The organism is Segatella copri (assembly GCF_026015625.1).
Taxonomy (GTDB): Bacteria; Bacteroidota; Bacteroidia; order Bacteroidales; family Bacteroidaceae; genus Prevotella; species Prevotella copri_H.
On sequence record NZ_JAPDVG010000001.1, the window covers coordinates 1,720,275 to 1,746,381 of the forward strand.

The 26,107-nt window shown below is 48.2% G+C and carries 22 protein-coding genes; 14 read left to right on the top strand and 8 right to left on the bottom strand.

Annotated features, from left to right (window positions below; translation table 11 throughout):
• Positions 1–29: 29 nt before the first annotated feature.
• Positions 30–1,253, top strand: coding sequence for a peptidase T (pepT, locus tag ONT19_RS07640; protein ID WP_118064651.1), 1,224 nt, complete (start codon positions 30–32; stop codon positions 1,251–1,253).
• A gap of 57 nt (positions 1,254–1,310) precedes the next feature.
• Complete coding sequence (locus ONT19_RS07645; protein WP_117727576.1) at positions 1,311–3,566, top strand: cation:proton antiporter domain-containing protein; 2,256 nt, start codon at positions 1,311–1,313, stop codon at positions 3,564–3,566.
• Between the two features lie 11 nt (positions 3,567–3,577).
• On the opposite strand, the gene ONT19_RS07650 is transcribed toward ONT19_RS07645, so the two are convergent.
• Entirely contained in the window at positions 3,578–4,453 is an 876-nt protein-coding gene (locus tag ONT19_RS07650) for a DUF5715 family protein (protein ID WP_118189797.1), read from the bottom strand.
• Between the two features lie 232 nt (positions 4,454–4,685).
• Between ONT19_RS07650 and ONT19_RS07655 the strand changes: the two genes are divergently transcribed.
• The 12 genes from ONT19_RS07655 to miaA all read left to right on the top strand — a co-directional run bounded on the left by ONT19_RS07655 (position 4,686) and on the right by miaA (position 16,446).
• Complete coding sequence (locus ONT19_RS07655; RefSeq protein WP_022120453.1) at positions 4,686–5,672, top strand: PhoH family protein; 987 nt, start codon at positions 4,686–4,688, stop codon at positions 5,670–5,672.
• A gap of 114 nt (positions 5,673–5,786) precedes the next feature.
• Positions 5,787–6,737 carry a phosphoribosylaminoimidazolesuccinocarboxamide synthase gene (locus ONT19_RS07660; RefSeq protein ID WP_264952805.1) on the top strand — a complete coding sequence of 317 codons (951 nt, stop codon included), beginning with the start codon at positions 5,787–5,789 and terminating at the stop codon, positions 6,735–6,737.
• An 11-nt stretch (positions 6,738–6,748) separates the two neighbouring features.
• Positions 6,749–7,483 carry a bifunctional demethylmenaquinone methyltransferase/2-methoxy-6-polyprenyl-1,4-benzoquinol methylase UbiE gene (gene ubiE / locus ONT19_RS07665; protein WP_118078682.1) on the top strand — a complete coding sequence of 245 codons (735 nt, stop codon included), beginning with the start codon at positions 6,749–6,751 and terminating at the stop codon, positions 7,481–7,483.
• 12 nt (positions 7,484–7,495) lie between these two features.
• Positions 7,496–8,242: a shikimate dehydrogenase family protein gene (locus ONT19_RS07670; protein ID WP_006847236.1), complete on the top strand. Its 747-nt coding sequence runs from the start codon at positions 7,496–7,498 to the stop codon at positions 8,240–8,242.
• Positions 8,243–8,301: 59 nt separating this feature from the next.
• Positions 8,302–9,450, top strand: a complete 1,149-nt coding sequence (locus tag ONT19_RS07675; RefSeq protein ID WP_264953092.1) for an AIR synthase-related protein — start codon at positions 8,302–8,304, stop codon at positions 9,448–9,450.
• A 70-nt stretch (positions 9,451–9,520) separates the two neighbouring features.
• A complete protein-coding gene (locus ONT19_RS07680; protein WP_264952804.1) occupies positions 9,521–9,922 on the top strand; it encodes a GxxExxY protein in 402 nt (133 codons plus the stop codon).
• A gap of 30 nt (positions 9,923–9,952) precedes the next feature.
• Positions 9,953–11,062, top strand: coding sequence for a peptide chain release factor 1 (prfA, locus tag ONT19_RS07685; protein WP_006847233.1), 1,110 nt, complete (start codon positions 9,953–9,955; stop codon positions 11,060–11,062).
• 55 nt (positions 11,063–11,117) lie between these two features.
• On the top strand, positions 11,118–11,960 hold the full coding sequence (gene pyrF, locus ONT19_RS07690) for an orotidine-5'-phosphate decarboxylase (RefSeq protein WP_006847232.1): 843 nt from the start codon (positions 11,118–11,120) through the stop codon (positions 11,958–11,960).
• Positions 11,961–12,162: 202 nt separating this feature from the next.
• Positions 12,163–13,194, top strand: a complete 1,032-nt coding sequence (gene lpxD / locus ONT19_RS07695; protein ID WP_117587652.1) for a UDP-3-O-(3-hydroxymyristoyl)glucosamine N-acyltransferase — start codon at positions 12,163–12,165, stop codon at positions 13,192–13,194.
• A gap of 93 nt (positions 13,195–13,287) precedes the next feature.
• Positions 13,288–14,670 carry a bifunctional UDP-3-O-[3-hydroxymyristoyl] N-acetylglucosamine deacetylase/3-hydroxyacyl-ACP dehydratase gene (locus ONT19_RS07700; protein WP_238406082.1) on the top strand — a complete coding sequence of 461 codons (1,383 nt, stop codon included), beginning with the start codon at positions 13,288–13,290 and terminating at the stop codon, positions 14,668–14,670.
• 15 nt (positions 14,671–14,685) lie between these two features.
• Positions 14,686–15,456 (top strand): acyl-ACP--UDP-N-acetylglucosamine O-acyltransferase, encoded by a 771-nt coding sequence (gene lpxA / locus ONT19_RS07705; protein ID WP_022120462.1) that lies wholly within the window; start codon positions 14,686–14,688, stop codon positions 15,454–15,456.
• A gap of 90 nt (positions 15,457–15,546) precedes the next feature.
• Positions 15,547–16,446 carry a tRNA (adenosine(37)-N6)-dimethylallyltransferase MiaA gene (gene miaA, locus ONT19_RS07710; protein WP_264952803.1) on the top strand — a complete coding sequence of 300 codons (900 nt, stop codon included), beginning with the start codon at positions 15,547–15,549 and terminating at the stop codon, positions 16,444–16,446.
• 61 nt (positions 16,447–16,507) lie between these two features.
• On the opposite strand, the gene ONT19_RS07715 is transcribed toward miaA, so the two are convergent.
• From ONT19_RS07715 to ONT19_RS07745, 7 genes are all read right to left on the bottom strand, one after another.
• On the bottom strand, positions 16,508–17,182 hold the full coding sequence (locus tag ONT19_RS07715; RefSeq protein WP_264952802.1) for an ABC transporter ATP-binding protein: 675 nt from the start codon (positions 17,180–17,182) through the stop codon (positions 16,508–16,510).
• 57 nt (positions 17,183–17,239) lie between these two features.
• The gene (locus tag ONT19_RS07720; protein ID WP_264952801.1) at positions 17,240–19,636 is read right to left on the bottom strand and encodes an ABC transporter permease; all 2,397 of its coding nucleotides are present in this window, start codon (positions 19,634–19,636) and stop codon (positions 17,240–17,242) included.
• A gap of 89 nt (positions 19,637–19,725) precedes the next feature.
• Positions 19,726–20,976: an efflux RND transporter periplasmic adaptor subunit gene (locus ONT19_RS07725; RefSeq protein ID WP_264952800.1), complete on the bottom strand. Its 1,251-nt coding sequence runs from the start codon at positions 20,974–20,976 to the stop codon at positions 19,726–19,728.
• 23 nt (positions 20,977–20,999) lie between these two features.
• On the bottom strand, positions 21,000–22,460 hold the full coding sequence (locus ONT19_RS07730; RefSeq protein ID WP_264952799.1) for a TolC family protein: 1,461 nt from the start codon (positions 22,458–22,460) through the stop codon (positions 21,000–21,002).
• A 168-nt stretch (positions 22,461–22,628) separates the two neighbouring features.
• Complete coding sequence (locus tag ONT19_RS07735; protein WP_264952798.1) at positions 22,629–23,855, bottom strand: sensor histidine kinase; 1,227 nt, start codon at positions 23,853–23,855, stop codon at positions 22,629–22,631.
• Positions 23,856–23,880: 25 nt separating this feature from the next.
• On the bottom strand, positions 23,881–25,329 hold the full coding sequence (locus tag ONT19_RS07740) for a sigma-54-dependent transcriptional regulator (protein WP_264952797.1): 1,449 nt from the start codon (positions 25,327–25,329) through the stop codon (positions 23,881–23,883).
• Between the two features lie 484 nt (positions 25,330–25,813).
• Entirely contained in the window at positions 25,814–25,978 is a 165-nt protein-coding gene (locus tag ONT19_RS07745; protein ID WP_264952796.1) for a hypothetical protein, read from the bottom strand.
• Positions 25,979–26,107 lie beyond the last annotated feature (129 nt).

The window sequence follows — 26,107 nt, forward strand, 5'->3', positions numbered from 1 at the left end:
AACAACAGAAATGATTAATAATTGAAAACATGGATTTAGTAGAACGATTTATAAACTATACGAAATTCGACACACAGTCGAGCGAAGAATCGACCAGCGTGCCTAGTACGGCAAAACAGCTTGAATTTGCCAAGTACCTGAAGAAGGAACTTGAGGACGAAGGATTGAGCGATGTCGAAATGGATGACATGGGCTATATCTATGCCACCCTGAAGAGCAATACCAAGAAAAAGACTCCTACCATCGGATTTATTTCACACATGGATACATCGCCTGATGCCAGCGGAAAGGATGTAAAGGCGCGCGTCATCAAGAACTATGACGGCAACGACATCGAGCTGAGCCCGGGCATCATCTCAAGCGTTGAGACTTTCCCAGAGCTGAAGGCTCACAAGGGAGAGGATATCATCGTGACAGACGGTACTACCCTGCTGGGTGCTGACGACAAGGCGGGCATCGCTGAAATCGTACAGGCTATGTGCTATCTGCGCGACCACGACGAAATCAAGCACGGAGATATCCGCGTAGGTTTCAATCCTGACGAGGAAATCGGTATGGGTGCGCATCATTTCGATGTAGAGAAGTTTGGCTGCGACTGGGCGTACACCGTAGATGGCGGCGACCTAGGCGACCTGGAATACGAGAACTTCAATGCTGCCGGAGCTAAAATCATCATCAAGGGCGTGAGCGTTCATACAGGCTATGCCAAGGGCAAGATGGTGAATGCAAGCCGACTGGCTGTGGAATTCCAGAACATGATTCCTGAGAACGAGACTCCTGAGCAGACAGAAGGCTACCAGGGCTTCTACCACCTCATCGGCATCGAGAGCCGCTGCGAGGAGGCAAAACTCAGCTACATCATCCGAGATCACGACCGCAACAAGTTTGAAAACCGCAAGGATTTCATCGAGGACTGCGTGAACAAGATGAACGAGAAGTATGGCGACGGAACCGTAAAGGCGGTTATCTACGACCAGTACTATAACATGAAGGAGAAGATTGATCCTAACATGCACGTCATCGACATCGTGCTCAGAGCGATGCAGGAGAGCGGCGTTCCACCTCGCGTAGAGCCTATCCGCGGCGGTACCGACGGAGCCCAGCTGAGTTTCAAAGGTCTGCCTTGTCCTAACATCTTCGCCGGCGGTGTCAACTTCCACGGCCCTCACGAGTTTGTGAGCATCCAGGTAATGGAGAAGGTAGTGAAGACCATCGTGAAGATAGCGGAAATCACAGAAGAATTTAATGACTAATACAGATATGGGGAATTTAGACACATCTAAATTCCCCTTTTTCATAAACAGAAAAATATGGCTGAAATTCCATTTTTAGTAAAAGACCTCGCCCTCATCCTGATGGTAGCAGGCATCGTAACCCTCATCTTCAAAAGGCTCAAGCAGCCGCTGGTGCTGGGATACATCATGGCGGGATTCCTGGTTTCGCCACACATGTCCTACACCATGTCGGTAGTCGACGAGACGGATATCCAGACCTGGGCCGACATCGGTGTCATCTTCACCCTCTTCTCGCTCGGTCTCGACTTCTCGTTCAAGAAAATCGTGAAGATGGGTGCCTCTCCCATCATCGCCACCGTGGTCATCGTGTTCTGCATGATGATGCTGGGCATCAGCGTAGGCCACAGTTTCGGCTGGGGAAGGATGGACTGCATCTTCCTGGGCGGTATGCTCGCCATGAGCTCCACCACTATTATATATAAGGCATTCGATGATATGCGGCTGCGCACCCAGAAGTTTGCCTCGATGGTGATGAGCGTGCTGATACTGGAAGATATCCTGGCTATCGTGATGATGGTGATGCTGTCGGCGATAGCGAGCGGAAGCAGTCCCGACGGCGGGCAGATGCTTGCCTCTATCGTGAAGATAGGCTTCTTCCTGGGCGTATGGTTTATCGTGGGCATCTTCGCCATTCCGTGGTTCCTGCGTTCGGTGAGGAAACTTATCAATGCCGAAACCCTGCTCATCGTTTCGCTGGGTCTGTGCTGCGGCATGGCGGTACTGAGCACCAAGGTGGGGTTCAGCAGCGCCTTCGGAGCCTTCGTCATGGGCAGTATACTGGCAGAAACCATTGAGGCAGAGAAGATTATCAAGCTTGTAGAACCGGTAAAGAACCTCTTCGGAGCCATCTTCTTCGTATCGGTAGGTATGCTGGTAGACCCGAAGATTCTGATAGAATATGCCGTTCCTATCCTCGCCCTGGTCGGTACGATACTGGTAGGTCAGGCAATATTCGGCACCTTCGGATTCATGCTCGGAGGCGAGTCGCTGAAGTCGGCGATGCGCTGCGGTTTCTCGATGGCTCAGATTGGTGAGTTCTCTTTCATCATCGCCTCGCTGGGTCTGTCGCTCGGCGTCATCAGCAAGTTCCTCTATCCGGTAGTGGTAGCAGTGAGTGTCATCACCACCTTCCTTACACCTTATATGATTCGTCTTGCCACACCTACCTATCAGGTGATGGAGAAACATCTGCCCGACAAACTCATCCATATTCTGAACCATTTCGCGATGAGCCATCCCCAGACGCAGCAGCAGAGCAAGTGGAAATCGCTGATCCGCCAGATGCTGGTCAACACCACCGCCTACTCCATCCTCTCGGCAGCCGTCATCGCCCTGATGTTCACCTTCGTGCTGCCACTGATGCGCAATCTGCTGCCCGGCTGGCATCTCCACTGGTATGCCAACGCCATCACCGGTCTGCTCACCGTCCTATTCATCTCACCGTTCCTGCGCGCCATCGTGATGAAGAAGAACCACAGTGCCGAGTGGAAACGCCTCTGGGTGGAGAGCAGCATCAACCGCGTGCCGCTGCTCTTTACGGTGTTCGTGCGCTTCATGATAGCACTGGCTTTCATCTTCTATATCATCAATTTCCTCTCGCGCTTTACCAATGCGCTGATTGTCTGCATCGGTGCCGCCGTGGTGATGCTGATGCTGGCATCCCGCCGCATCAAGAAGCGTAGCATCGTGATGGAGCGCGTCTTCGTTCACAACCTGCGTTCGCGCGATATTGCGGCTCAGGTGAACGGCGAAAAGCGGCCGCTCTACGAGGGCAGACTGCTAGACCGAGATATCCACATCAGCGAATTTGAAGTACCAGAAGATAGCAGTTGGACTGGCAAATCGCTGAGAGAGCTGCATCTGCGCCAGCGTTTCGGTGTTGACATGAGCAGCATTCACCGCGGCTCTCACCGGTTGAACATCCCGAACGGCGACATGATCATCTTCCCGGGCGACAAACTGCAGGTAATCGGCAACGACGACCAGCTGCAGAAATTCAACACCGCCCTGCAGAGCGACCTGCTGCCTGAGGAGGCTGAAATAGAAAAGCGCGAGATGAAGCTCAGCCAGCTCATCATCAGCGGCGGCAGCGAATTCCTGGGAAAGACGCTGATAGAAAGCGGAATAAGGGATAAATACAACTGTATGGTGGTAGGACTGGAAGAGGGCCGGGAAAATCTGACGCACGTATCCCCTACCCGAGTCTTCAAGAAGGGAGACATCATCTGGATAGTGGGAGAAGAAGCAGATTTGAAGAGAATCAAAAATTAAATGAAACACCACTACTTCACGGTGATATGGAAGCAACCCTGCTTCACCTCATATTTAATATAGCAGCGGTTCTTGTTGCGGAAATCGCGGAGCACCTCGGAGAACACCCATTTCAGGGTATCATTCTGCACCTGTCGGCGAGGCTGTTCACGGGTCTGAATCTGCTTGTAGCGGTTGTAGCAGATATCGAAGGTAGTACCATAGAGATGGCACGAATTCTCGGTAGCATTGCCGTTTCGGGTACGCAGTTTCGCCACATCATCCTTGGTGCGCAGAATGCTCGTCACGATAATCTTATGCAGCGGAATACCCTTGATCTGCAACGAATCGAAATAGGCACGACCAATATCCTGGAGCAGCACAGAGGCACGAGGCACCAGGTAAGGAATACTGTTGTTCAGCTTGTCGACATAAAAGAAAGGATTGCTGCCCACATACACCAGCTTGCCCTTGCTGTTCTCCGCCTCCAGACGGTTCTGTACCGGTTTCACGCCGTGCTTAGTAGCCGCCAGAATCTGCACATCCTGCTGGTCGGGGAAAGTATTGCCGAAATGAGGCACCGAGAAGATACGATGCTTCACTTCCTTGCCATTCTTGTCGAAGAAGATAGAAGGCTTGCCGCTCTGTACCGTATCAGGCATAACAGAGAGTTCATCCTTCTTCAGGTCCTCAGCCACATTTCCATCAGCACCAGCGGGAGCATCAGAAATCTCAGCAGTAGAAGCATCAGAAGCAGCCGAATCCTTCGCAGCCACTAATGCAGAATCAGCCGCATCTGCAGCCGCCGTTTTCGGTTTTGCTACTCCCGGGAAGATGACTCTTACCAGCGCCAAAAGCAAAACCACAATACCAAAACCCTGTAAATATCTGTTCTTACTAATCTTCATAATTATCTTATTTTCACGAAATAATATTCTATATTCTTCAGGCAAAACGGGAACCGCATCGCCAAATTTAGCTGCAAAGGTAACAAAAACTCTCGAAAAAATAGCTTTTTTAATATTTAAAGAATGTTTTATTCGCCGAAATTTGCTCATTTCATGGAAAAGTAGTAATTTTGCAGCGTTATATAACAAAATATTAGATAGGATAGTTTAAACTTTATAGAATTAAGACATTTTGATAGAGAAACATATTGTACTCGAAGATATCGATCCAGTGATGTTCTACGGTGTGAACAATGCCCACCTGCAGATGATTAAATCGCTGTATCCTAAGTTGCGTATCGTGGCACGCGACAACGTGATTCGTGTGCTCGGCGACGAGGAGGAAATGGCAAAGGTGGAAGAGGATATTGAGCAGATGCGCAAGCACTTGCTTAAATACAACATGCTCAATGATGAAGACATCCTGGACATCGTGAAAGGAAAACAGACCAAGGCGGACAGCGTGAAAGGCGTGCTGGTATACAGCATCAGCGGCCGACCTATCAAGAGCCGCAGCGAAAACCAGCAGCAGCTGATAGATGCTTACGAGAAGAACGACATGGTATTTGCCGTGGGACCAGCCGGTACCGGCAAGACCTATCTCAGCATCGCCCTTGCCGTAAAGGCCCTCAAGGAAAAAGCCATCAAGAAAATCATCCTCTCACGACCAGCCGTAGAAGCCGGCGAAAAACTCGGTTTCCTGCCTGGCGATATGAAAGACAAAATTGACCCATACCTCCAGCCGCTCTACGATGCGCTGGAAGACATGATACCTGCCGTAAAGCTGCAGGATATGATGGAAAAGCACATTATCCAGATTGCTCCGCTCGCCTTTATGCGCGGACGCACACTCAGCGATGCCGTCGTCATCCTCGACGAGGCGCAGAACACTACCTCCCAACAGATTCGCATGTTCCTCACCCGTATGGGCATGAACACCAAGATGATTATCACCGGCGACCTGACACAGATTGACCTGCCACGCGAACAGCGAAGCGGACTGAAGGAGGCGCTCAAGATTCTGGACGGTGTGGAAGGTATCGGAGTGGTGAAGCTGGGACAGAAGGACATCGTGCGCCACAAACTCGTAACCCGCATCGTCAACGCATACGATAAGTATGACAAGGAGAGAGCGGAAGCACGGGAAGCTCAGAAAGCAGAAAAAGATAATTCAAAATAATCAGAATGAAGAATGAACTGAATGATTCTTTAAAAATAGATTTCATCAAGAATGCAGATCATAAATAAAGCATATCATAAAGTTCAAAGTTCAAAATTCAAAGTTCAAAGTAAAATGAAAGCATTAACAAAGACAGATTTCCATTTTGATGGACAGAAGAGTGTTTACCACGGTAAAGTACGTGATGTGTATGACATTAACGACGACCTCCTCGTGATGGTCGCTACCGACAGAATCTCAGCGTTCGACGTTGTTCTGCCTAAGGGTATCCCATTCAAGGGACAGGTGCTCAATCAGATTGCAGCTAAGTTCCTGGACACAACTACAGACATCTGTCCAAACTGGAAGTTGGCTACTCCAGACCCAATGGTTACCGTAGGTTTGAAGTGCGAAGGTTTCCGCGTGGAGATGATCATCCGTTCTATCCTCACCGGTAGTGCATGGCGCGAGTATCAGAAGGGCTGCCGCGAGATCTGCGGTGTGAAGTTGCCAGACGGTATGCGCGAAAACCAGCGTTTCCCAGAGCCTATCATCACCCCTACTACAAAGGCTGACGAGGGTCACGACATGAATATCTCTAAGGAAGAGATCATCGCCCAGGGTATTGTTAGTGCAGAGGATTACGCTGTGATGGATGACTACACACGCCGCATCTTCGCCCGCGGTCAGGAAATCGCTGCCAAGCAGGGCTTGATCCTCGTAGATACCAAGTACGAGTTCGGCAAGCGCGACGGCAAGGTTTATCTCATCGATGAGATCCACACTCCAGACTCTAGCCGCTACTTCTATGCTGACGGTTACGAGGAGAAGTTTGAGAAGGGTGAACCACAGCGCCAGCTCTCTAAGGAGTTTGTTCGCCAGTGGCTCATCGAGCACAACTTCATGAACGAGCCAGGCCAGACTATGCCAGAGATTACCGACGAGTATGCAGAGAGCGTATCCGACCGCTACATCGAACTCTACGAGCACATCACCGGCGAGAAGTTTGACAAGGCTGCTGAGGAAGGCGACATCGCTGCCCGCATCGAGAAGAACGTAAGCGAGTGGCTTGCTGCACACAAGTAAACTATATATAAATGTATAAGCAAGAACAGATTAAGCCCTACGAGGGCACAGGAGAAAAGGGAAAGTTGGTAGAGGAGATGTTTGATAACATCGCCCCTACCTACGATACCCTGAACCACCGTCTCTCGTGGGATATCGATAAGGGATGGCGCAAGAAGGCAATCAGGCGTCTTGCGCCCTTCTCTCCTAAAAAAATGCTCGACATCGCTACCGGTACCGGCGATTTCGCCATCCTAGCCGCACAGATGCTACATCCCGACCAGCTGATCGGAGCAGACATCTCGGAAGGCATGATGGAGATAGGCAGACAGAAGGTAAAACAGCTGGGACTGGAAAACACCATCTCCTTTGCCAAGGAAGACTGCCTCAACCTCTCGTTCCAGGACGAGAGCTTCGACGCTGTAACCGCAGCCTTCGGTATCAGGAACTTCCAGAACCTGGATCAGGGACTGAAGGAAATGTGCCGGGTACTGAAAAAGGGCGGACATCTCTGCATCGTAGAACTCACCACGCCGGTCAGTTTCCCGATGAAGCAGCTGTTCAGCATCTACAGCAACACTGTCTTGCCGATGTATGGCAAACTCATCAGCAAAGACCAGAGCGCCTACAGTTATCTCAACAAGACCATCGAGGCATTCCCTCAGGGCGAGGTCATGATGGAGGTGTTCAAAAAGGCAGGATTCGCAAAGGCAGAGTTCAAGCGACTCACCTTCGGCATCTGCACACTCTATTTCGCAACCAAATAAAACAAAAATATTATGGACAAGTATGGACTCATAGGTTACCCTCTGGGGCATTCGTTCTCAAAGAACTATTTCAACGAAAAGTTTGAGAACGAGGGCATCGATGCCCAATACATCAACTTCGAGATACCTTCTATCGAAAATCTTACCGAGATTCTCGACTCAAATCCTGAGCTTAAGGGTCTCAACGTCACCATTCCTTACAAGGAGAAAGTGATCAGCTATCTCGACGTGGTAAGCCCTGAGGCGAATGCTATCGGAGCCGTCAACGTGATCAAGGTAGAGCACAGAGGCGAAGATGTTTATCTGAAAGGATATAACAGCGACGTAATCGGTTTTACCAAGAGCATCGAACCTTATATCGAGCCTTATCACAAGAAGGCTCTCATCCTGGGTACAGGCGGAGCTTCAAAGGCTATCAACTTCGGTCTGAAATCGCTCGGGCTGGAAACAGCCTTCGTGAGTCGATACGAGCGTCCGGGTACTATCCAGTACGAAAAAATCACCCCTGAGGTTATCAAGGAGTATAACGTCATCGTAAACTGTACCCCAGTGGGCATGTACCCACACGTAGACGAGTGTCCTGCGCTGCCTTACGAGGCAATGGACAGCCACACCCTGCTCTACGACCTCATCTACAATCCCGACGAAACCCTCTTCATGAAGAAGGGCAAAGAACACGGAGCCACAGTAAAGAATGGCTTGGAAATGCTCTTGTTGCAAGCCTTTGCATCATGGGATTTCTGGCACCAGGAAAAATAAGCATATCATAAAGTTCAAAGAACAAAATTCAAAGTAAGAATATGAGTAACAATAGATATATGATGCGCGGTGTTAGCGCAGCAAAGGAAGATGTTCACAACGCTATCAAGAACATCGACAAGGGTATCTTCCCACAGGCTTTCTGCAAGATCATACCTGATATCTTGGGCGGCGACCCAGAGTATTGTAACATTATGCATGCCGACGGTGCAGGTACCAAGTCTAGCTTGGCTTACATGTACTGGAAGGAGACGGGCGACCTCTCTGTATGGAAAGGTATCGCTCAAGATGCTATCGTGATGAATACCGACGACCTGCTCTGCGTAGGCGCCGTAGACAACATCCTCGTTAGCTCTACCATCGGCCGCAACAAGATGCTCATCCCAGGCGAGGTAATCTCAGCTATCATCAACGGTACTGACGACCTGCTCCACGAGATGCGTGAGATGGGTATCGGCATCTATCCTACCGGCGGTGAGACTGCTGACGTAGGCGACCTGGTTCGTACTATCATCGTTGACTCTACCGTTACCTGCCGCATGAAGCGCAGCGATGTCATCAATAATGCCAACATCCGTCCAGGAGATGTCATCGTAGGTCTTTCTTCTACAGGTCAGGCTACTTACGAGAAGAAGTACAACGGCGGTATGGGCAGCAACGGACTTACTTCTGCCCGCCACGATGTATTCGCCAAGTATCTCGCAGAGAACTATCCTGAGAGCTACGACCACGCCGTGCCAGACGAGTTGGTTTACAGCGGTAAGTATAAGTTGACTGATGAGGTAGAGGGTTCACCTATCAATGCCGGAGAACTGGTACTCTCTCCTACCCGTACCTACGCTCCTGTCATCAAGAAGATTCTCGATGAGCTCCGCCCAGAGGTTCACGGTATGGTTCACTGCACCGGTGGTGCCCAGACCAAGGTTCTGCACTTCGTAGACGAGAACTGTAAGGTAGTGAAGGACAACATGTTCCCAGTACCTCCACTCTTCAAGGCAATCCACGACTGCTCAGAGACCGACTGGAAGGAGATGTATCAGGTATTCAACATGGGTCACCGCATGGAGATCTACGTACGTCCTGAGGTTGCCGAGAAGGTTATCGCCATCAGCAAGAGCTTCAACATCGATGCCCAGATTGTAGGTCACATCGAAGAAGGCAAGCGCAGCCTGACCATCAAGAGCGAATTCGGAACATTCGAATACTAATTGTTTTAGGCACGGATTACACGGATTACACGGATTTTTATTCTTTCATTTCTTAATTTATAGTATTGTTATGCTGGAAGAAGATTTAACTAAACAGATAATTGGTGCAGCTCAAGAAGTACACAAAGTCTTAGGATTTGGTTTTCTAGAGGCTGTATATGGAAATGCTCTGTATAAAGAATTGAAATCACGTGGTTTGAAGTGTGAGTGCCAAAAACACTTAGATGTTTTTTACAAAGGTGAATGCGTTGGTCACTACATTCCCGACATGGTCGTAGAAGAGAAGGTGATCATTGAATTAAAAGCCGTTAAAGATTTGCATCCCGAACATGAATGGCAGTTAGTAAACTATCTCTCTGCCTGCCAGGCAGAAGTAGGATTGCTCATCAATTTCGGCCTATCCTTACAAGTAAAAAGAAAGATATTTACAAACGAGCGCAAGGGAACACAACACAAGGAAAAATCCGTGTAATCCGTGTAATCCGTGCCAAAAAATAATTCGATGGATAATAACAACATATTACAGAAGCTAGAAGGCTTAGAGAGCCGATACGAGGAAGTAAGCACCCTCATTACCGACCCAGATGTCATCGCCGACCAGCCACGCTACGTGAAGCTCACCAAGGAATGGAAAGACCTGGGTGACATCATGGACGCACGCAAGCGATACATCAACTGTCTGAATAGCATCAAGGAGGCAAAGGACATCCTTGCCAACGAGAGCGATCCGGAAATGAAGGAGATGGCTCGCGAAGAACTCAACGAGAACGAGGCGCTGCAGCCTAAACTCGAAGAAGAAATCAAGATTGCGCTGGTACCTAAGGACCCGGAAGACGCCAAGAACGTACAGATGGAAATCCGAGGCGGTGCCGGAGGCGACGAGGCTGCCCTCTTTGCAGGCGACCTATTTAATATGTATAAGAAATACTGCGAATCGAAGGGATGGACCGTCAGCGTGACTTCTGTTTCTGAAGGCGCAGTAGGTGGATACAAGGAAATCGACTTTGCTGTAAGCGGTACTGACGTTTACGGTACATTGAAGTATGAATCAGGTGTTCACCGTGTTCAGCGTGTGCCTGCTACTGAAACACAGGGCCGTATGCACACCTCAGCTGCTACCGTGGCTGTATTGCCAGAGGCAGACAAGTTTGAGGTGAACATCAACGAAGGTGACATCAAGTGGGATACCTTCCGAAGTTCAGGTGCCGGTGGTCAGAACGTGAACAAGGTGGAGTCTGGTGTACGTCTCCGCTACCCTTGGAAAAACCCTAACACAGGCGAGGTAGAGGAAATCCTCATCGAGTGTACCGAAACCCGTGACCAGCCAAAGAACAAGGAGCGTGCTTTGAGCCGCCTCTATACATTCATCCACGACCGTGAGCACCAGAAGTATGTTGACGATATCGCCAGCCGCCGCAAGAGCCTCGTTTCTACCGGCGACCGCAGTGCGAAGATCCGTACCTACAACTTCCCTCAGGGCCGTGTTACCGACCACCGTATCGGTTACACCACTCACGATCTCAACGGTTTCCTGGCAGGTGATATTCAGGACATGATTGATGCCCTGACCGTAGCTGAGAACGCAGAGAAACTGAAAGAAACAGAATTGTAAAACCCCGATTCATCGTTCCGTACTTCGGGGCGATGAATCATCATATCAATCCATTATGAACAGAAAAGAACTCGTAGAGCAGATTTTCGCCAAGAAGAGTTTCTTGTGCGTAGGTCTTGACACAGATATCAACAAGTTGCCTAAGTGCATCACCGAGAGTGAAGACATCCAGGGCGCAGAAGCCGAAATGATATTCAGATTCAACAAGGCTATCATCGACGCAACAGCCCCATACTGTGTGGCTTACAAGCCAAACCTGGCTTTTTATGAGAGCCGCGGCATCGATGGCATGATTGCCTTCGAAAACACCATCAAGTATCTCCACAGCCACTATCCAAACCACTTCATCATCGCAGATGCCAAGCGCGGCGATATCGGCAACACCAGCAAGATGTATGCCCAGACATTCTTCGAGGAGTACAATATCGACTCTGTAACCGTAGCACCTTATATGGGTGAGGATTCAGTCAAGCCATTCCTCGAGTATGACGGCAAGTGGGTTATCCTCCTGGCACTGACCAGCAACAAGGGTAGCCACGACTTCCAGCTCACCGAGGATAAGGAGGGCGAGCGCCTCTTCGAGAAGGTTCTCAAGAAGAGCCAGGAATGGGGCAACGATGAGAACATGATGTATGTAGTAGGCGCTACACAGGGCAAGATGTTCGAAGACATCCGCAAGGTGGCTCCTAACCACTTCCTGCTCGTACCGGGCGTAGGTGCACAGGGCGGCAGCCTGCAGGAGGTTTGCAAGTATGGCATCATCAAGGACTGCGGCTTGCTCGTCAACTCTTCCCGTGGCATCATCTATGCCAGCAACGGCGATGACTTTGCAGAGGTAGCAGGTCAGAAAGCTAAGGAGTTGCAGGCTGAAATGGCAGCAGAACTTGCTAAGTTATAAAAACTCAATTTAGGCGCAAAGTATCTTGAAAAAGAGGCTTTGCGCCTAAAAAATACCCTTTTATGGGGCGAAAAAGCAAAATATTACAAAATAAAGTCGAGAATCTAAATCTTTTTTGCTATTTTTGCAAACAAATTGCGGTTACCTAAAGGTAATGATGCCTTGGGAACCTAAATAAAACAAACTAGAAGTCAGATAAATTATGGAATTTACCGCTCAACAAATAGCCCAGTTCGTTCAGGGCCGTGTGGAAGGTGATGAGAACGCAACAGTCAACACCTTCGCAAAAATCGAAGAAGGTAAGGAAGGCGCTATCTCGTTCCTTTCTAACCCTAAATACACTCATTATGTTTACGAAACCAAGTCAAGCATCGTACTCATTGATGAGAACGTAGAATTGGAACACCCTGTCAGCACAACCCTCATCCGTGTGAAGAATGCATACGAGTGTGTGGCTAAGCTCCTGCAGATGTACGAATCTATGAAGCCTAAGAAGACCGGCATCGATCCGCTGGCTTTCGTATCTCCAAAGGCTAAGGTGGCTGAAGGCGTATATGTAGGTGCTTTCGCATATATCAGCGATGGTGCAGAGGTAGGCGAAGGTAGCCAGATTTATCCTCATGCCTACATCGGAGAGGGTGTGAAGATTGGTAAGAATGCACTCATCTATCCGAACGTTACCGTATATCACGGCTGTAAATTAGGCAACAACGTTACGCTTCATGCCGGTTGTGTAATCGGTGCCGACGGATTCGGATTCGCTCCAGGTCCTGAAGGTTACGACAAGATTCCTCAGATTGGTATCGTTACCATCGAAGACGATGTAGAGATTGGTGCCAACACTTGTGTAGACCGTTCTACAATGGGTTCTACCTACGTACGCAAGGGCGTGAAACTCGACAACCTCGTACAGATTGCCCACAATACCGACATCGGCGCCAACACAGTGATGTCTTCTCAGGTAGGTGTAGCAGGCAGTACGAAGGTAGGCGAATGGTGTATGTTTGGCGGACAGGTGGGTATTGCCGGCCACATCACTATCGGCGACAAGGTGTTCCTCGGTGCCCAGAGCGGTGTTCCGGGCAGCCTCAAGAGCGGCCAGCAGCTCATCGGAACTCCTCCTATGGAGCAGCGCGCTTACTTCAAGTCTCAGGCTATCTTCCGTCGTTTGCCTGACATGTACAAGGAACTCAACGACCTGAAGAAGCAGATTGAAGAATTAAAGAAAAAGTAATTTTTTTCAATGTTAAATGTAAAGTGTTAAATGAGCGAATGCCCCAACAAGTTAACACTTAACATTTAACACCTAACATTAAAATAAATCGTTATGTCAAAACAGAAGACACTGAAAGGTAGTTTCTCTCTTTGCGGAAAGGGTTTGCATACAGGCTTGAGCCTCACCGTAACATTCAATCCAGCACCAGAGAACACCGGTTATAAAATACAGCGCATCGACCTCGAAGGCGAGCCTGTTATCCAGGCTGTAGCTGAGAACGTTGTTGAAACACAGCGCGGTACCGTACTCGGTAAGGGCGATATCCGCGTTTCTACCATCGAGCATGGTATGTCAGCACTCTATGCCCTCGGCATCGACAACTGTCTCATCCAGGTAAATGGTCCTGAGTTCCCTATCCTCGACGGTTCTGCTGCTCCTTATGTAGAGAAGATTCAGAGCGTAGGCATCCAGGAACAGAATGCAGAGAAAGATTACTACATCATCCGCCATAAGATTGAGGTGAAAGATAATAACGGGTCTGTTATCACCATTCTTCCAGACGAGGACTTCAGCATCACAGCCATGTGTTCTTTCGAGAGTAAATTCATCAACAGCCAGTTTGCTACCCTCGAAAAGATGGAGACATACGCAGAGGAGATTGCTTCTGCCCGTACCTTCGTTTTCGTACGCGATATCATGCCTCTGCTCCAGGCTAACCTCATCAAGGGTGGTGACCTGGACAATGCCATCGTTATTTACGAGCGCCAGGTAGAACAGGCTCAGCTCGACCAGCTCGCCGACCATCTCAAGGTGCCTCACATGGATGCCAACAAGTTGGGTTACATCCAGCACCGTCCATTGCAGTGGGAGAACGAATGTACACGTCATAAACTGCTCGATATCATCGGCGATATGGCACTCATCGGCAAGCCTATCAAGGGCCGCATCATCGCTACGCGTCCAGGCCATACCGTAAACAACAAGTTCGCCCGCCTCATGCGCAAGGAGATTCGCAAGCACGAGATTCAGGCTCCTATCTACGATCCTAACGAGGAGCCAATCATGGATAATATCCGCATCCGTCAGCTCCTGCCTCACCGCTACCCTATGCAGCTGGTCGATAAGGTCATCGCTATGGGGCCTAGCAGCATCGTGGGCGTAAAGAATGTAACCAGCAACGAGCCTTTCTTCACCGGTCACTTCCCTGAGGAACCGGTTATGCCGGGTGTTCTCCAGGTAGAGGCTATGGCACAGTGTGGCGGTCTGCTCGTCCTCAACCAGTTGGAGGAGCCTGAGCGCTGGAGTACTTACTTCATGAAGCTCGATGATGTGAAGTTCCGCAAGAAGGTGGTTCCGGGCGATACCCTCCTCTTCCGTGTAGAACTCCTCGCACCTGTACGTCATGGTATCAGCTCTATGAAGGGCTATATGTTCGTAGGCGACCAGGTGGTGGCAGAGGCTACTTTCACTGCACAGATTGTTAAGAACAAGTAATAATAAAATAGAAATATGAATCAGATTAGTCCATTAGCGTTTGTTCATCCAGAGGCAAAACTCGGTGACAACAACATTATCGGTCCTTTCTGCTATATCGACAAGGACACCGTTTTGGGCGATAACAACGTATTGCAGAACAGCGTTACCATCCACGTGGGCGCTCGCATCGGCAACAATAATGAATTTTTCCCAGGCGCCAGCATCTCTACCAAGCCTCAGGACTTGAAGTTCAAGGGCGAGCAGACAACCTGCGAGGTGGGCGATAACAACAGCATCCGTGAGAACGTTACTATCTCTCGTGGTACAGCCTCTAAGGGCAAGACCGTAGTAGGCAGCAACAACCTCCTGATGGAGACTGTTCACGTGGCTCACGACTGCGTGCTCGGCAGCGGCTTGATTATCGGCAACTCTACCAAGTTTGCCGGTGAGGTGGTAGTAGATGACAACGCCATCGTCAGCGCCAACGTTCTCGTTCACCAGTTCTGCCATATCGCAGGCTACGTGATGATCCAGGGTGGTTGCCGTTTCTCTCAGGATATTCCTCCTTATATCATTGCCGGCAAGGAGCCAACCCGCTACTGCAGCATCAACCTCATCGGTCTGCGCCGTCGCGGTTTCAGCAATGAGACCATCCAGAACATCCACGAGGCTTACCGCCTGCTCTACAGCAAGGGTATATTGAAGGAAGGTATTGAGGAAATCAAGAAGAATCTTGAGGTTACCAAGGAGATTCAGTATATTATCGACTTCGTTGAGAGTTCTCAGCGAGGCATTATCCGATAAAAGTAAAAGGGTAAAAAAGTAAAAAGAGCATCCTTGCATAGGTTTATGAAACGAGCAAGGATGCTTTTTCTTGAATATAAAGAATGATATATGAAAACATTGATTGTGGTCTTAGGTCCTACCGGTGTAGGTAAAACGGAGCTTTGCCTTTCACTGGCAGAGCATCTCGCTATACCTATCATCAATGCCGACTCCCGCCAGATTTTCGCCGAACTCCCTATCGGAACCGCAGCCCCTACTGCCGAACAGCAGCAGCGGGTAAAGCATTATTTCGTAGGAAACCACCACATCGAAGATTATTACAGCGCTGCCCAATACGAGGCTGATGTGATGAATCTCCTGCAGGAAGACATCTTCAAAAATCATGATGTGGCGCTGCTTACAGGCGGCAGCATGATGTATATCGATGCTGTATGCAAGGGAATCGACGACATCCCTACAGTTCGTGACGACATCCGCACTTGGATGAAACAGCGCCTGAAAGAAGAAGGCTTGGAAGCGCTGGTAGAAGAACTTCACAAGATGGACCCGGAGCATTGGGCGATAGTAGACAGGAAGAATCCTCGCCGCGTGGTGCATGCCCTGGAAATCTGCCACCAGACTGGCAAGACTTATACTTCTTTCCGCACAGCCGAAAAGAAGCAGCGCCCTTTCCGCATCATCAAGATAGGTCTGAACCGCGACAGAACTGAACTCTACGACCGCATCAACCAGCGTGTACTGATGATGATGGACGAAGGTCTGGAGGCAGAAGCACGCAGCGTATACCCACAGAAGGGACTCACCTCGTTGAGAACCGTAGGCTACAAAGAAATGTTCTCCTACTTTGACGGCGAAATAGACCGCGATGAAGCTATCAGACAAATCCAATCGCACAGCCGTGAATACATGCGCAAGCAGCTTACCTGGTTTAAGCGGGATGCAGAAATTCACTGGTATCATCCCGACCAGCAGGATGAAATCATCCGATTTATTGATGAAGAGATATAAACGTAAATCGCCCGATAGCATCAAAGAATATGCTATCGGGCGATTTTCATATCATAAATTCCTACATCTCTACCTGATTCACAATCTCACCATCAAACATATTGATGATTCTATCGGCATAATTGGCATCGTGCAGCGAGTGGGTTACCATTACGATGGTGGTGCCTTCCTTATGCAACTCAGAAAGCAGTTCCATCACCTCCTTGCCGTTCTTGGAATCCAAATTTCCCGTAGGCTCGTCGGCAAGAATCAGCTTAGGATGCGGCAGGATGGCACGGGCGATGGCGGTGCGCTGCTGCTGACCGCCCGAAAGCTGCGATGGGAAATGCTTGGCACGATGGGATATCGCCACGCGCTCCATCACATCCTCGGCACGCTTACGACGCTCCTTGCCCGATACACCCATATACAAGAGCGGCAACTCGATGTTCTCCACCACATCCAACTCATCTATCAGGTTGAAACTCTGGAACACAAAACCTATCATACCCCTTCTTATCAGGGTACGCTCGCTCTCCTTCAGCGTGCTCACATCCTTGCCGTCGAGCAGATAGCTGCCGCTTGTAGGATTATTCAGCAAACCTATTATATTAAGTAATGTGGATTTGCCACATCCCGAAGGTCCCATGATGGCAACAAATTCGCCTTCCTTCACCTCCAGACTGATATTACGCAAAGCCCAGGTCTCCACTTCCTCTGTCTGAAATACTTTCTTGATATTATCTAATTGAATCATAATCATTATCTTTTCTTTAAATTCATATTATATTTTTATACTTTCAAATTACACATTTTATTCCTTAGCCAGAATCTCCGAAGGATCCACCTTCATGATTTTACGTACCTGACAGGCGATGATAGCTGCAATGAAGCCAATGACTATCACAACACTCAAACTAATAGGGAAGGCAGGATTGATTTCTACCATTTCGAACATCTGACCCAAAACGATATGGAACAGCAACATGGCTACCACCGCAAACACCATGGCGATGAGCGTAATCACCAGATAGGTTCTTCCGAAGAGTTTGGTAATATCCTTTGTCAGGGCCCCATTCACCTTGCGGATAGCCACTTCCTTCTTGCGGGTCTGCGTATCCAGCATCACCGTACTGAAGATGCTTATCAGACAGATAGCCAGACTCACGATAGCCAGGATCCACGCAATATTTTGCAGTATTTCCATTGCTAACATTTCCATCGCCATATAGTCACGAAGATTGGATGACATCGGTTTTACCACAGCAGGCTCCAATTTCTGTATCATTCTATCTACGGCAACCTGCATCTCCTTATATTCACCCGGCTTTGCCACAAGAATATAATGTGTGGCACCATAAACCTCTTTAGGGTCAATGACTATGAATGAGTATATATCAGTTTTCATACTCCCCTCATAAGGAATCGACTGGAACGTTCCGGCTATCTGATAGGAATCCATATCATCTACGGTCAATATATCATTAGGAGCAACATGATATTGTCGCATATGCTTATACAACTCCTCATTCACCAGGATACATTTCTTCCGGTTTGCCTTCGGCTTCCAATTCACCTTGATCTTGAAGAAATCGAGATAGGAGGTATCTGATGTCATCTGAATTTTATAATTCGTCACATTACTATAGCTAACAAAAAGATCATCTTTCCAAACAGCCTTGCTGAACTCCTCGTTCTCTGCCAGTTCGTTAACTTTCCAAAATCCACAGCTATAAGGAATCCATCGTTCTACCTGCGGCAAATGGATGAGCTTGTCTCTAAGGCGCTGACCATTTTCTGCCGCATTTGTCTGCAGAAACAGACTCTGCTTGTATGCACGCTCGTCATCAGGTATATGATTGAAATCAGCCATCTTGCCCACCCAGCACAAGAGACAGAAAGTAACACCCAGGAAGAACATACTGATCATCACCTGCACCCCCAGCATCGTATTGCGGAACCAACGGTTATGGCTTCTTCTCATTCCTGATTCGAGTGCTTGCGTATGCTTACAAATTCGACTCAGCACAATCCAGATAATGGCGAGACACAACATCATCACTACCAGACCAATCACCAGACTATAGAGATACAGATGACTGATGGTTCCTAACTCGGAGGTAATTTCTGCAAACTGAGGCCTTGCCAGATAATCACAAATCCAGGATCCCATCAATACTGCTACAAAATAAGCCACCAGCACGATCACCACCACCTCGGTAGCAAACATGGAGAAGAGTTGGAGGCGTGTGGCACCATTGGTAATTCGGAGCGAGATTTCACGTCTGCGCATCCAGAACAGTTGCGTCTGCATTCTCAGAAAACCGATGATGGCAGCCAGCAGAATCAACGAACCAATCAGATAAGTGATGGAACAAGCTATCGCTACGGTTGAATACTCTTCGCTCAACCGATCTTTCAGCTTTTCTGTTTTTACCTTCAGACCCAATGGTTTCAATCTGCTGTTCACCTCTGCTTTCAACTGTTGTGGCGTACACCCCTCTTTCAACACCACATACAAATTCACAGCATAAAATTGATTTAAATCCATATCTTCCAACTCACATGGCGAGTAAAAGAGAGCAGAAAAGCTCATGTCTAGCTCAGTCAATGATAAGGCTTGATAGACATCCACCAATCTCAACTGATAATTTCCACAGCCCTTACTCAAATGAATGCTTGCACCCACAGGATTCTTGTCACCAAAGATTTGCTTTGCCTGCTTTTCGTTGATAATGGCATCATGAGGACCCAGCACCTTTATCTTTTCTTCTGTAATGGCAGAACGGATACCTACAAAGTTGGGATAATTTCGATCAAGAGGAACTGCATCCAACTGCATCTTGCGTCTTGTCTTGCCGTTTAGGGTAAACTCAGCCCAGCCGTCTGTAAGCATACCATTAGGAGCATAAGGTCCCTGCTCTATGCAACGAGGTCCCCCATTCGCCTTCACCGCCCTTACGATATCACCATTGATACGAATTGAATTATCCGATTGACGTTTTTGGATGGAATCGAATCGGAGATTATAAACCCTGTCATAATAAGGTTCATGGTTAATGGAAGCCATGCGGAAATTCTGCAGAAACGAATGCACCGTGGCAAGCGTCACCATACCGATGGCAAGCGACAGGATGCTGCCCAGAGTCTGCACCTTGTACTTGAGAATGTTGCGCAGGGCAACCTTCAGGTTGTGTAATAACATGTTCATATTTTTTAGTCTTTATAATTTATTTACGTGAAAGATTGATTTTTATTATCTATGATGGATGATGATTTTTGATGATCCAAGATAAAAGTCTATCTCAAGTCTATCTCTTTTTCGCTGGCGATGTGGGTATATCCGCTTACGATAATCTTGTCGCCCGGCTTCAAGCCGGAAGTGATTTCGAATTGCTGCGGATTCTGTCTGCCAACATTGATATTCACCCGCTGCGCTTTCTTGCCATCGTCAGATACCCGGAATATCCAATATCCGTTGGTCGTTTGGAAGAAATCACCATTCGGAATCACCAAGGCTTGTTCCGGCTTGCCCAATTCCAACAGCACCCGATAACTCTTACCCAAACGGATATTGGCGGGAGTCTTGCCACTAAAAGTTAATTCGCAGACAAACTGATGGTCTTTTACCTCAGGAATCACCCGCGATACGCGAAGCGGAAACTGATGACCGCCATACTCAATATGGGCAGGAAGTCCGGCGATAACGCGGTCGATGTAATATTCTGCCAGAGAAACCTGCAGTTTAAACTGGCTCATCACCTTAATCTGTCCGATGCTCGCCCCAGACGAAACCTGCTGACCTTGGGTTACCCCCAAATAACTCAGTTGTCCGCTTACGGGAGCCCGAACCACCAACTGCTGGGTGCGGCCCTTCATTCTCAATAATTTCTTGTTGGCTTCCATCCTGTTGGCAGCAATCATCTCGCGCTTCAATCGGGTAGATACGGAATCATGCTTTAGGTTTTGCATCTGCAAGAGCACCTTCTGCCGCTGATATTCGTAATCTTCCTCAGCCACCTCCAGTTCTGCCTTGCTCTTGATGCCCATGCGATATTCCTCCCGGCTCTGCTTGAGCGATTTCTTCAAGCTCGCCATCTGATGCTGGGCATCCAAGGCTTGCTGGCGCAGGTTGATGGTCTTCTGCGTCATCTCTATCTCCTGTTCCTTACAGTTACGAAGCTTGCTGCTCCATGCATCCTGCTCATCATCAATAGAATGATAGAGTTCCGGATTCTGAAGCACCAGGATGGTATCGCCCTGCTGCAGCATAGCTCCTTCTTCAGCCACCACCCGTTCCACGAATCCATTCTCCATCGCATTCACCTGGATAGTCTTGAAGGGTTGCACCAGTCCTTCTACATCCACATACTCCCAGAAAGGAGCCTTCTTTACTTCGGCTATCACCACGCTATCCGGATCCACCCTTCGGGTTCCCGAAGTAACGATCAGGAAAAGGGCATAGACCAGGATGGCGATGCCTGCTGCACCCGACAGGATAGGATAGCGGTAGCGGACATACCACGGTTTCGGTTGTTTCTTTATATCCATATTGTTCTGTTATTATTCATTTTTTATTCTATAGGAAGTTCTTCCTTTAATTCTTTATTGTGCTCGAAATCAAAACCCGTCATGCTTCGGAGTGTATAGTAAAGACTCCAATAGGTCTGCATCGTCGAGATGTAATTACGCCGGGCAGCATCTTTCTCGCTGATGGCTGCATTCAGGTCGAGTATCGAGTTGCGCCCCATGATGTAGAGTCGGCGCGCCACCACATATCGCTTCTCGGCACGCTGGTCGGTAAGCGATGCCACATGCACCTTTCGGGATTGCATATTAAACTGCAACACCAGTTTTTCTACGTTCTGGTAGAAATCCCGCATGCCTTGCTCCACCTGCGTCTGAGTAAGCGCCAACTGTGATTTGGCTTCTCTCACCCTACCCTTTCCTCGTCCCCAATCCAATATCGGAAGGGCGATGGTGATGCTTGCCGATTGCTGGCTCATCGGACTGCGATAGGCGGCACCGATGTCGGCTCCCGTCTGCGAGAGCCCGAACTGCATATAGAGATCCGCCTTCAATCCTGCATTGGCACGAGCTTGCGCCAACCGGCTTTCGCTCTCCTTCCGGATGCGACGGTAATAATCGGGATCCGGACTGTTCAGCAAAGCCCAATCTATCGCCCGCTGCAAAGGAACCTCAAAGGCAGGCACCTCTTCCGGCATCACCAGACAGATGTCCTGCGATTGTTCCAATCCCAGAAACGAGCGGATGGTCTGCATCTTCTCCCGCAAAGCCACCTGCGCATCCATCACGTTGGTCTCCTCGTTCAGTCGGTTGATTTCCAGCTGCAGCATCTCGTTTTCCGAAATCGTTCCGTTCTCATATCGCCCCTTCGCCATCTGATAAAGCGTATCGGCAGAAGCAAAGTTCTGCTTTGCCATCTCCCATTCAGCCTGCGCCGAAGCCAGACCGAAGAAATGTTCACAAGCTTTTGCCGATACGATCTCCAGCGTTTCGGCATATCGCTTCTTGGATTCCCGGAACCGGATTGGTTCTATCCGGCGATTCCACTTCAAGGAGTTATAGCCAAAAAGACTCTGCTCGTAGCCCACGACAAAGGGCTGACTGCTATAGGCGGTTATCTTGTTGTGCAACTCATCCAACCGGTTGAGCGAACTCTTCACAAAAAGGCTACCACCCGTCAGGGAGATATTCTGGTTGATTTTCAGAGTAAGATCGGCACCCAACTGGTCTTGCTTCAGGAAGAGAGCCGTACCATCCGACTGGGTAATCTTATTCACCTCCTTATTAATATAAGGTGAAGACGAAAGGGAAAGCGAAGGCAGATAGTTGGCCTGATGATACCGATAAGCCCAGTAAGCAGACAAAAAGGTATTGCGGGCACTCTGCACCGATGGCGACTGCCGCTGCGCCATCGCAATGGTAGCCGCCAAGTCGAGCTGCAAAGTGTCGGCTTGAACATTCATGGCTGCAAGCGCCGATGCTATGAATATATAATTCTTTATCTTCATGATGATTACTTTTGCAAAAACTAACACAAAAGCCATGCCATAAAGATAAAAACGTGATTATCAAGATGATAAGAAATTTTAGAATATTGAAAAGCGTGCGAAACCGCACGAAACGTGTGCGATTTCGCACGGTGCGCACATCCTCAATATGATAGATATCTGTCTCTTTCAGACAGGAAGCACCACGCTAAAGGTGGTTTTATCATCAGGTTTTGATGAGGCGGTGATGGTGCCACCATGCAGGGTTACTATCTGCTTGCAGATACTCAACCCGATGCCCGAACCACTCGTCTTGGTAGTAAAGAACGGCACAAAAATGCGCTCCATCACCTCTGGTAGAATTCCCTTACCATTATCGGTAATGGAAATGATGAAATCTCGCTTATTGCTGGAAAGATGGGTTGTAAGACAGACGAAAGGAGCCTCTTCCTTCTCCACAGCTTCCTGCGCATTCTTCAGCAGATTAATCAGTACCTGCTCAATCTGCGAACGATCTATCTGCACAATCTGGTCTTCATTTTCTATCTCATAATGGAATATCGAATCCGGATAAAGATGCTGCAAATCTGCTACCAGGTCGCCAATTCTCACATCCTCAAACAGAGGTTTCGATATGCGTTGCAACTTTCGATAGTTCTCTACAAACTGCAGCAAGCCATTGCTTCTCCGGTTGATAGCCTGCAATGCCATCAGCAAATCATCATGCTCCAGCGTATCCTGTTCCACCCCTTCACATAGCGTATCAGCCAAAGAGATGATAGGAGTCAGCGAGTTCATGATTTCGTGGGTCAATACCCTCACCAGCAGCTGCTGCGCATCCGTCTCATTCTTCTGAATCACCGGTTGCACATTCTGCAAGGTATAAAGGCGATAGGCAAAGCCTTTATTAAAGAAGTTGACCACGCTCAATACAAAGTCAGCCTTCCCCGCATTCTGATTTCCGGCATCCAAAGCCTTCTTGCCAGCAGCAGCCTCATTGGTCTTGGTCTCCAATTGCATCAGTTTCTGCAATCCCGGCTTCAGCTGCATCATCATTTCCGGAAGCGCCCCATCCAGCACCTGCAAATCCTGCAAGTGCTGAATCGAAAAACCGCAGAGTCCCTCCACGGCAGCCCGATTCATCCAATGCACCTTCCCCTGTTCATCCGCCACAATGAGAAAGGCATTGATGGTATCGAGCATCGTTCCGAAATACTGGTATTTCGCTTCCTGCAGCAAAGTGGTTTCCCGAAATTCATTCACCACTTCGTTAATCTGCTCTGCAAGATTCCGCTCTTCTCCCCTCAGATGATCCAACGAATACTGAAGCGAGAAGTCACGGGTGCGGATAGCCTCAATCAGTTGACGCATCCGCTCATTGCTCTTATGATTGAATAAGTTATTGACGATTGACATTGTTTCTAAAATTTCCGAAGCCTTATTAAACCCCGAGTTTGTCGATTTTCCTGTAAAGGGCGAAACGGGTGATACCCAGCAATTCTGCGGCCTGTGTAAGATTTCCATTACTCAAGGAAATGGCGCGCTTGATGGCTTCACGCTCCAAGGACTGAAGATTGAGCGAATCTATATTAACAGAACTTGATGAAGAATCTGATGAAGAAGCCGCCGAAACCACCACCGAATCCTCCAATCTGATATCCTCTGCAGCCAGTTCCGTCTTATCCCCCAACACAATCGCCCTCTCTATACAATGCTGCAACTCTCTTACATTCCCCGGCCAGGTATGTTTCAACAGCTTCTGCTTGGCAGATGCCCCCAGCCTCACATCGCCCACACTGTATTTTCCCGAATAAATCTTCAGGAAATATTCTGCCAGCAGAACGATATCCTCTCCACGATCACGCAGCGGTGGAAGATGAAGCTCGATGGTATTCAAGCGATAAAAGAGATCCTGCCGGAATGTTCCTTCTCCCACCTTCTCACGCAGAGGGACATTCGTAGCCGCCAGAATCCTCACATCTACCCGGCTCACCTTATTGGAACCAATGCGCTGAGTCTCCCGCTTCTCAATCACCGTCAGGAGTTTCTGCTGCATCGGCAGGTTCAGATTTCCAATCTCATCCAGAAAGAGAGTTCCGCCATCCGCCGTCTCAATTCGTCCTTCCTTCGCATTCCTGGCATCCGTAAACGCCCCCTTCTCGTATCCGAAAAGTTCGCTCTCGAAAAGATTCTCAGGGATACAACCCAGGTCGATATTCACAAAAGGCTTCCTTGCCCTGTCAGAAAGCTGATGCAAGGCATGCGCCACCACATCCTTTCCCGTACCATTCTCTCCAGTAATCAATACGTTGGCATCTGTAGCCGCCACACGCATCATCTGCGCTTTCAGTTCCTTCATGGCAGGGCATTCGCCAATCATTCTCGAAAACACATCTTCAGAAGATGCAATAGACTTGGAATCAGAACTTTGATTCATATTCAGATTCTGCTCTGACACCTTTTCGTGCAAATCCGAAGAATCCAGATTCCTTTCCCTGCTCAGTTCCACGGCACTCTTCACCGTATCGAGCAGCTTATTCCTATCCCATGGTTTCGGAATAAAATCGATGGCTCCCGCCTTGATAGCCCTCACCGCCTTCTCCGTATCCACGTATGCCGTGATAAACAGCACCACGCTCTTGGGGTTATGCGCCAGAATCTTCTCCAGCCATTCATACCCCTCTTCGCCACTGATGGCATCCCGATGGAAGTTCATATCGAGCATGATAACATCAGGCATAAACGAATCCATCATTCCGATGATTCGCTCAGGCGTATTGATAACTCTGATACCCTCCACGTATGGTTTCAAAAGCATATTGAGCGACAAGAGAACATCCTCATTGTCATCCACTATCAGTATCTTTCCTTTTTTCTCCACTGCCATCATTTTTGATTTTTAATTATTTTGCCCACAAAGTTACTGCAAAAAAACGAGATAACTCCAAAAACAGCATCATTTCTTCAAAAATTCTTAATACAAAGCAACTTTCAACCGCATTATCCCGATATTTTAAAGAAAAAGCGAAGAATTTTCCGAAAATATTTGGTGATTTCAAAAATTCGCTTTATCGTTGCATCCTAGTTATCAAAGAAATCTCGGGGTTGACTGGATTTGACGGCGAGATGAAATGGTACGTAAGCATGCGGAGGCTCGTTGGCTACCTCCTAAATCCTAGTGAACAAAAAATTAATTGGCGAAAATAACTACGCTCTCGCTGCTTAATCGAAGTACAGTAGATTAGCTTCTTTTACGACATCTCAATAGAATATCTAATAATTAACTATTGAGCCCACTTGAAAAAGTCATATTTACGAAAACGTGCTATTGATTGTCAATAAGTTACAAAGGTAAAAATATGATTTGTGACTTTTTAAAGTGGACTCACTTCTGAGTTAGCGAATTCATTTTTGTTGTTAGAAATATAGTTGAGATTCCATAATATTACATGGAATTCTCCGGAATCAGATTTGAATTCTGGTGCTTTATAGCCCATGAACTTTTCAAAATGCTCGTGTTCTTTGATGATTTTCTTCATACCTTATAAAATCAGCGTCTTGTTTGATGCAGAATTCTAAATAATTGGAGGTAAAAATGAAATAAGCTTCATGTGCGATCGAAACAGGCTTCATGTGCGATTGAAATAGGCTTCATTCGCCATTGAAGC

What these genes read in the sequence shown, in the direction of transcription:
- pepT (WP_118064651.1), top strand. Translation starts at nt 30, where the DNA reads ATGGATTTAGTAGAACGATTTATAAACTATACGAAATTCGACACACAG.
- ONT19_RS07645 (WP_117727576.1), top strand. Translation starts at nt 1,311, where the DNA reads ATGGCTGAAATTCCATTTTTAGTAAAAGACCTCGCCCTCATCCTGATG.
- ONT19_RS07650 (WP_118189797.1), bottom strand. Translation starts at nt 4,453, where the DNA reads ATGAAGATTAGTAAGAACAGATATTTACAGGGTTTTGGTATTGTGGTT.
- ONT19_RS07660 (WP_264952805.1), top strand. Translation starts at nt 5,787, where the DNA reads ATGAAAGCATTAACAAAGACAGATTTCCATTTTGATGGACAGAAGAGT.
- ubiE (WP_118078682.1), top strand. Translation starts at nt 6,749, where the DNA reads ATGTATAAGCAAGAACAGATTAAGCCCTACGAGGGCACAGGAGAAAAG.
- ONT19_RS07670 (WP_006847236.1), top strand. Translation starts at nt 7,496, where the DNA reads ATGGACAAGTATGGACTCATAGGTTACCCTCTGGGGCATTCGTTCTCA.
- ONT19_RS07675 (WP_264953092.1), top strand. Translation starts at nt 8,302, where the DNA reads ATGATGCGCGGTGTTAGCGCAGCAAAGGAAGATGTTCACAACGCTATC.
- ONT19_RS07680 (WP_264952804.1), top strand. Translation starts at nt 9,521, where the DNA reads ATGCTGGAAGAAGATTTAACTAAACAGATAATTGGTGCAGCTCAAGAA.
- prfA (WP_006847233.1), top strand. Translation starts at nt 9,953, where the DNA reads ATGGATAATAACAACATATTACAGAAGCTAGAAGGCTTAGAGAGCCGA.
- pyrF (WP_006847232.1), top strand. Translation starts at nt 11,118, where the DNA reads ATGAACAGAAAAGAACTCGTAGAGCAGATTTTCGCCAAGAAGAGTTTC.
- lpxD (WP_117587652.1), top strand. Translation starts at nt 12,163, where the DNA reads ATGGAATTTACCGCTCAACAAATAGCCCAGTTCGTTCAGGGCCGTGTG.
- ONT19_RS07700 (WP_238406082.1), top strand. Translation starts at nt 13,288, where the DNA reads ATGTCAAAACAGAAGACACTGAAAGGTAGTTTCTCTCTTTGCGGAAAG.
- lpxA (WP_022120462.1), top strand. Translation starts at nt 14,686, where the DNA reads ATGAATCAGATTAGTCCATTAGCGTTTGTTCATCCAGAGGCAAAACTC.
- miaA (WP_264952803.1), top strand. Translation starts at nt 15,547, where the DNA reads ATGAAAACATTGATTGTGGTCTTAGGTCCTACCGGTGTAGGTAAAACG.
- ONT19_RS07715 (WP_264952802.1), bottom strand. Translation starts at nt 17,182, where the DNA reads ATGATTCAATTAGATAATATCAAGAAAGTATTTCAGACAGAGGAAGTG.
- ONT19_RS07720 (WP_264952801.1), bottom strand. Translation starts at nt 19,636, where the DNA reads ATGAACATGTTATTACACAACCTGAAGGTTGCCCTGCGCAACATTCTC.
- ONT19_RS07725 (WP_264952800.1), bottom strand. Translation starts at nt 20,976, where the DNA reads ATGGATATAAAGAAACAACCGAAACCGTGGTATGTCCGCTACCGCTAT.
- ONT19_RS07730 (WP_264952799.1), bottom strand. Translation starts at nt 22,460, where the DNA reads ATGAAGATAAAGAATTATATATTCATAGCATCGGCGCTTGCAGCCATG.
- ONT19_RS07735 (WP_264952798.1), bottom strand. Translation starts at nt 23,855, where the DNA reads ATGTCAATCGTCAATAACTTATTCAATCATAAGAGCAATGAGCGGATG.
- ONT19_RS07740 (WP_264952797.1), bottom strand. Translation starts at nt 25,329, where the DNA reads ATGATGGCAGTGGAGAAAAAAGGAAAGATACTGATAGTGGATGACAAT.
- ONT19_RS07745 (WP_264952796.1), bottom strand. Translation starts at nt 25,978, where the DNA reads ATGAAGAAAATCATCAAAGAACACGAGCATTTTGAAAAGTTCATGGGC.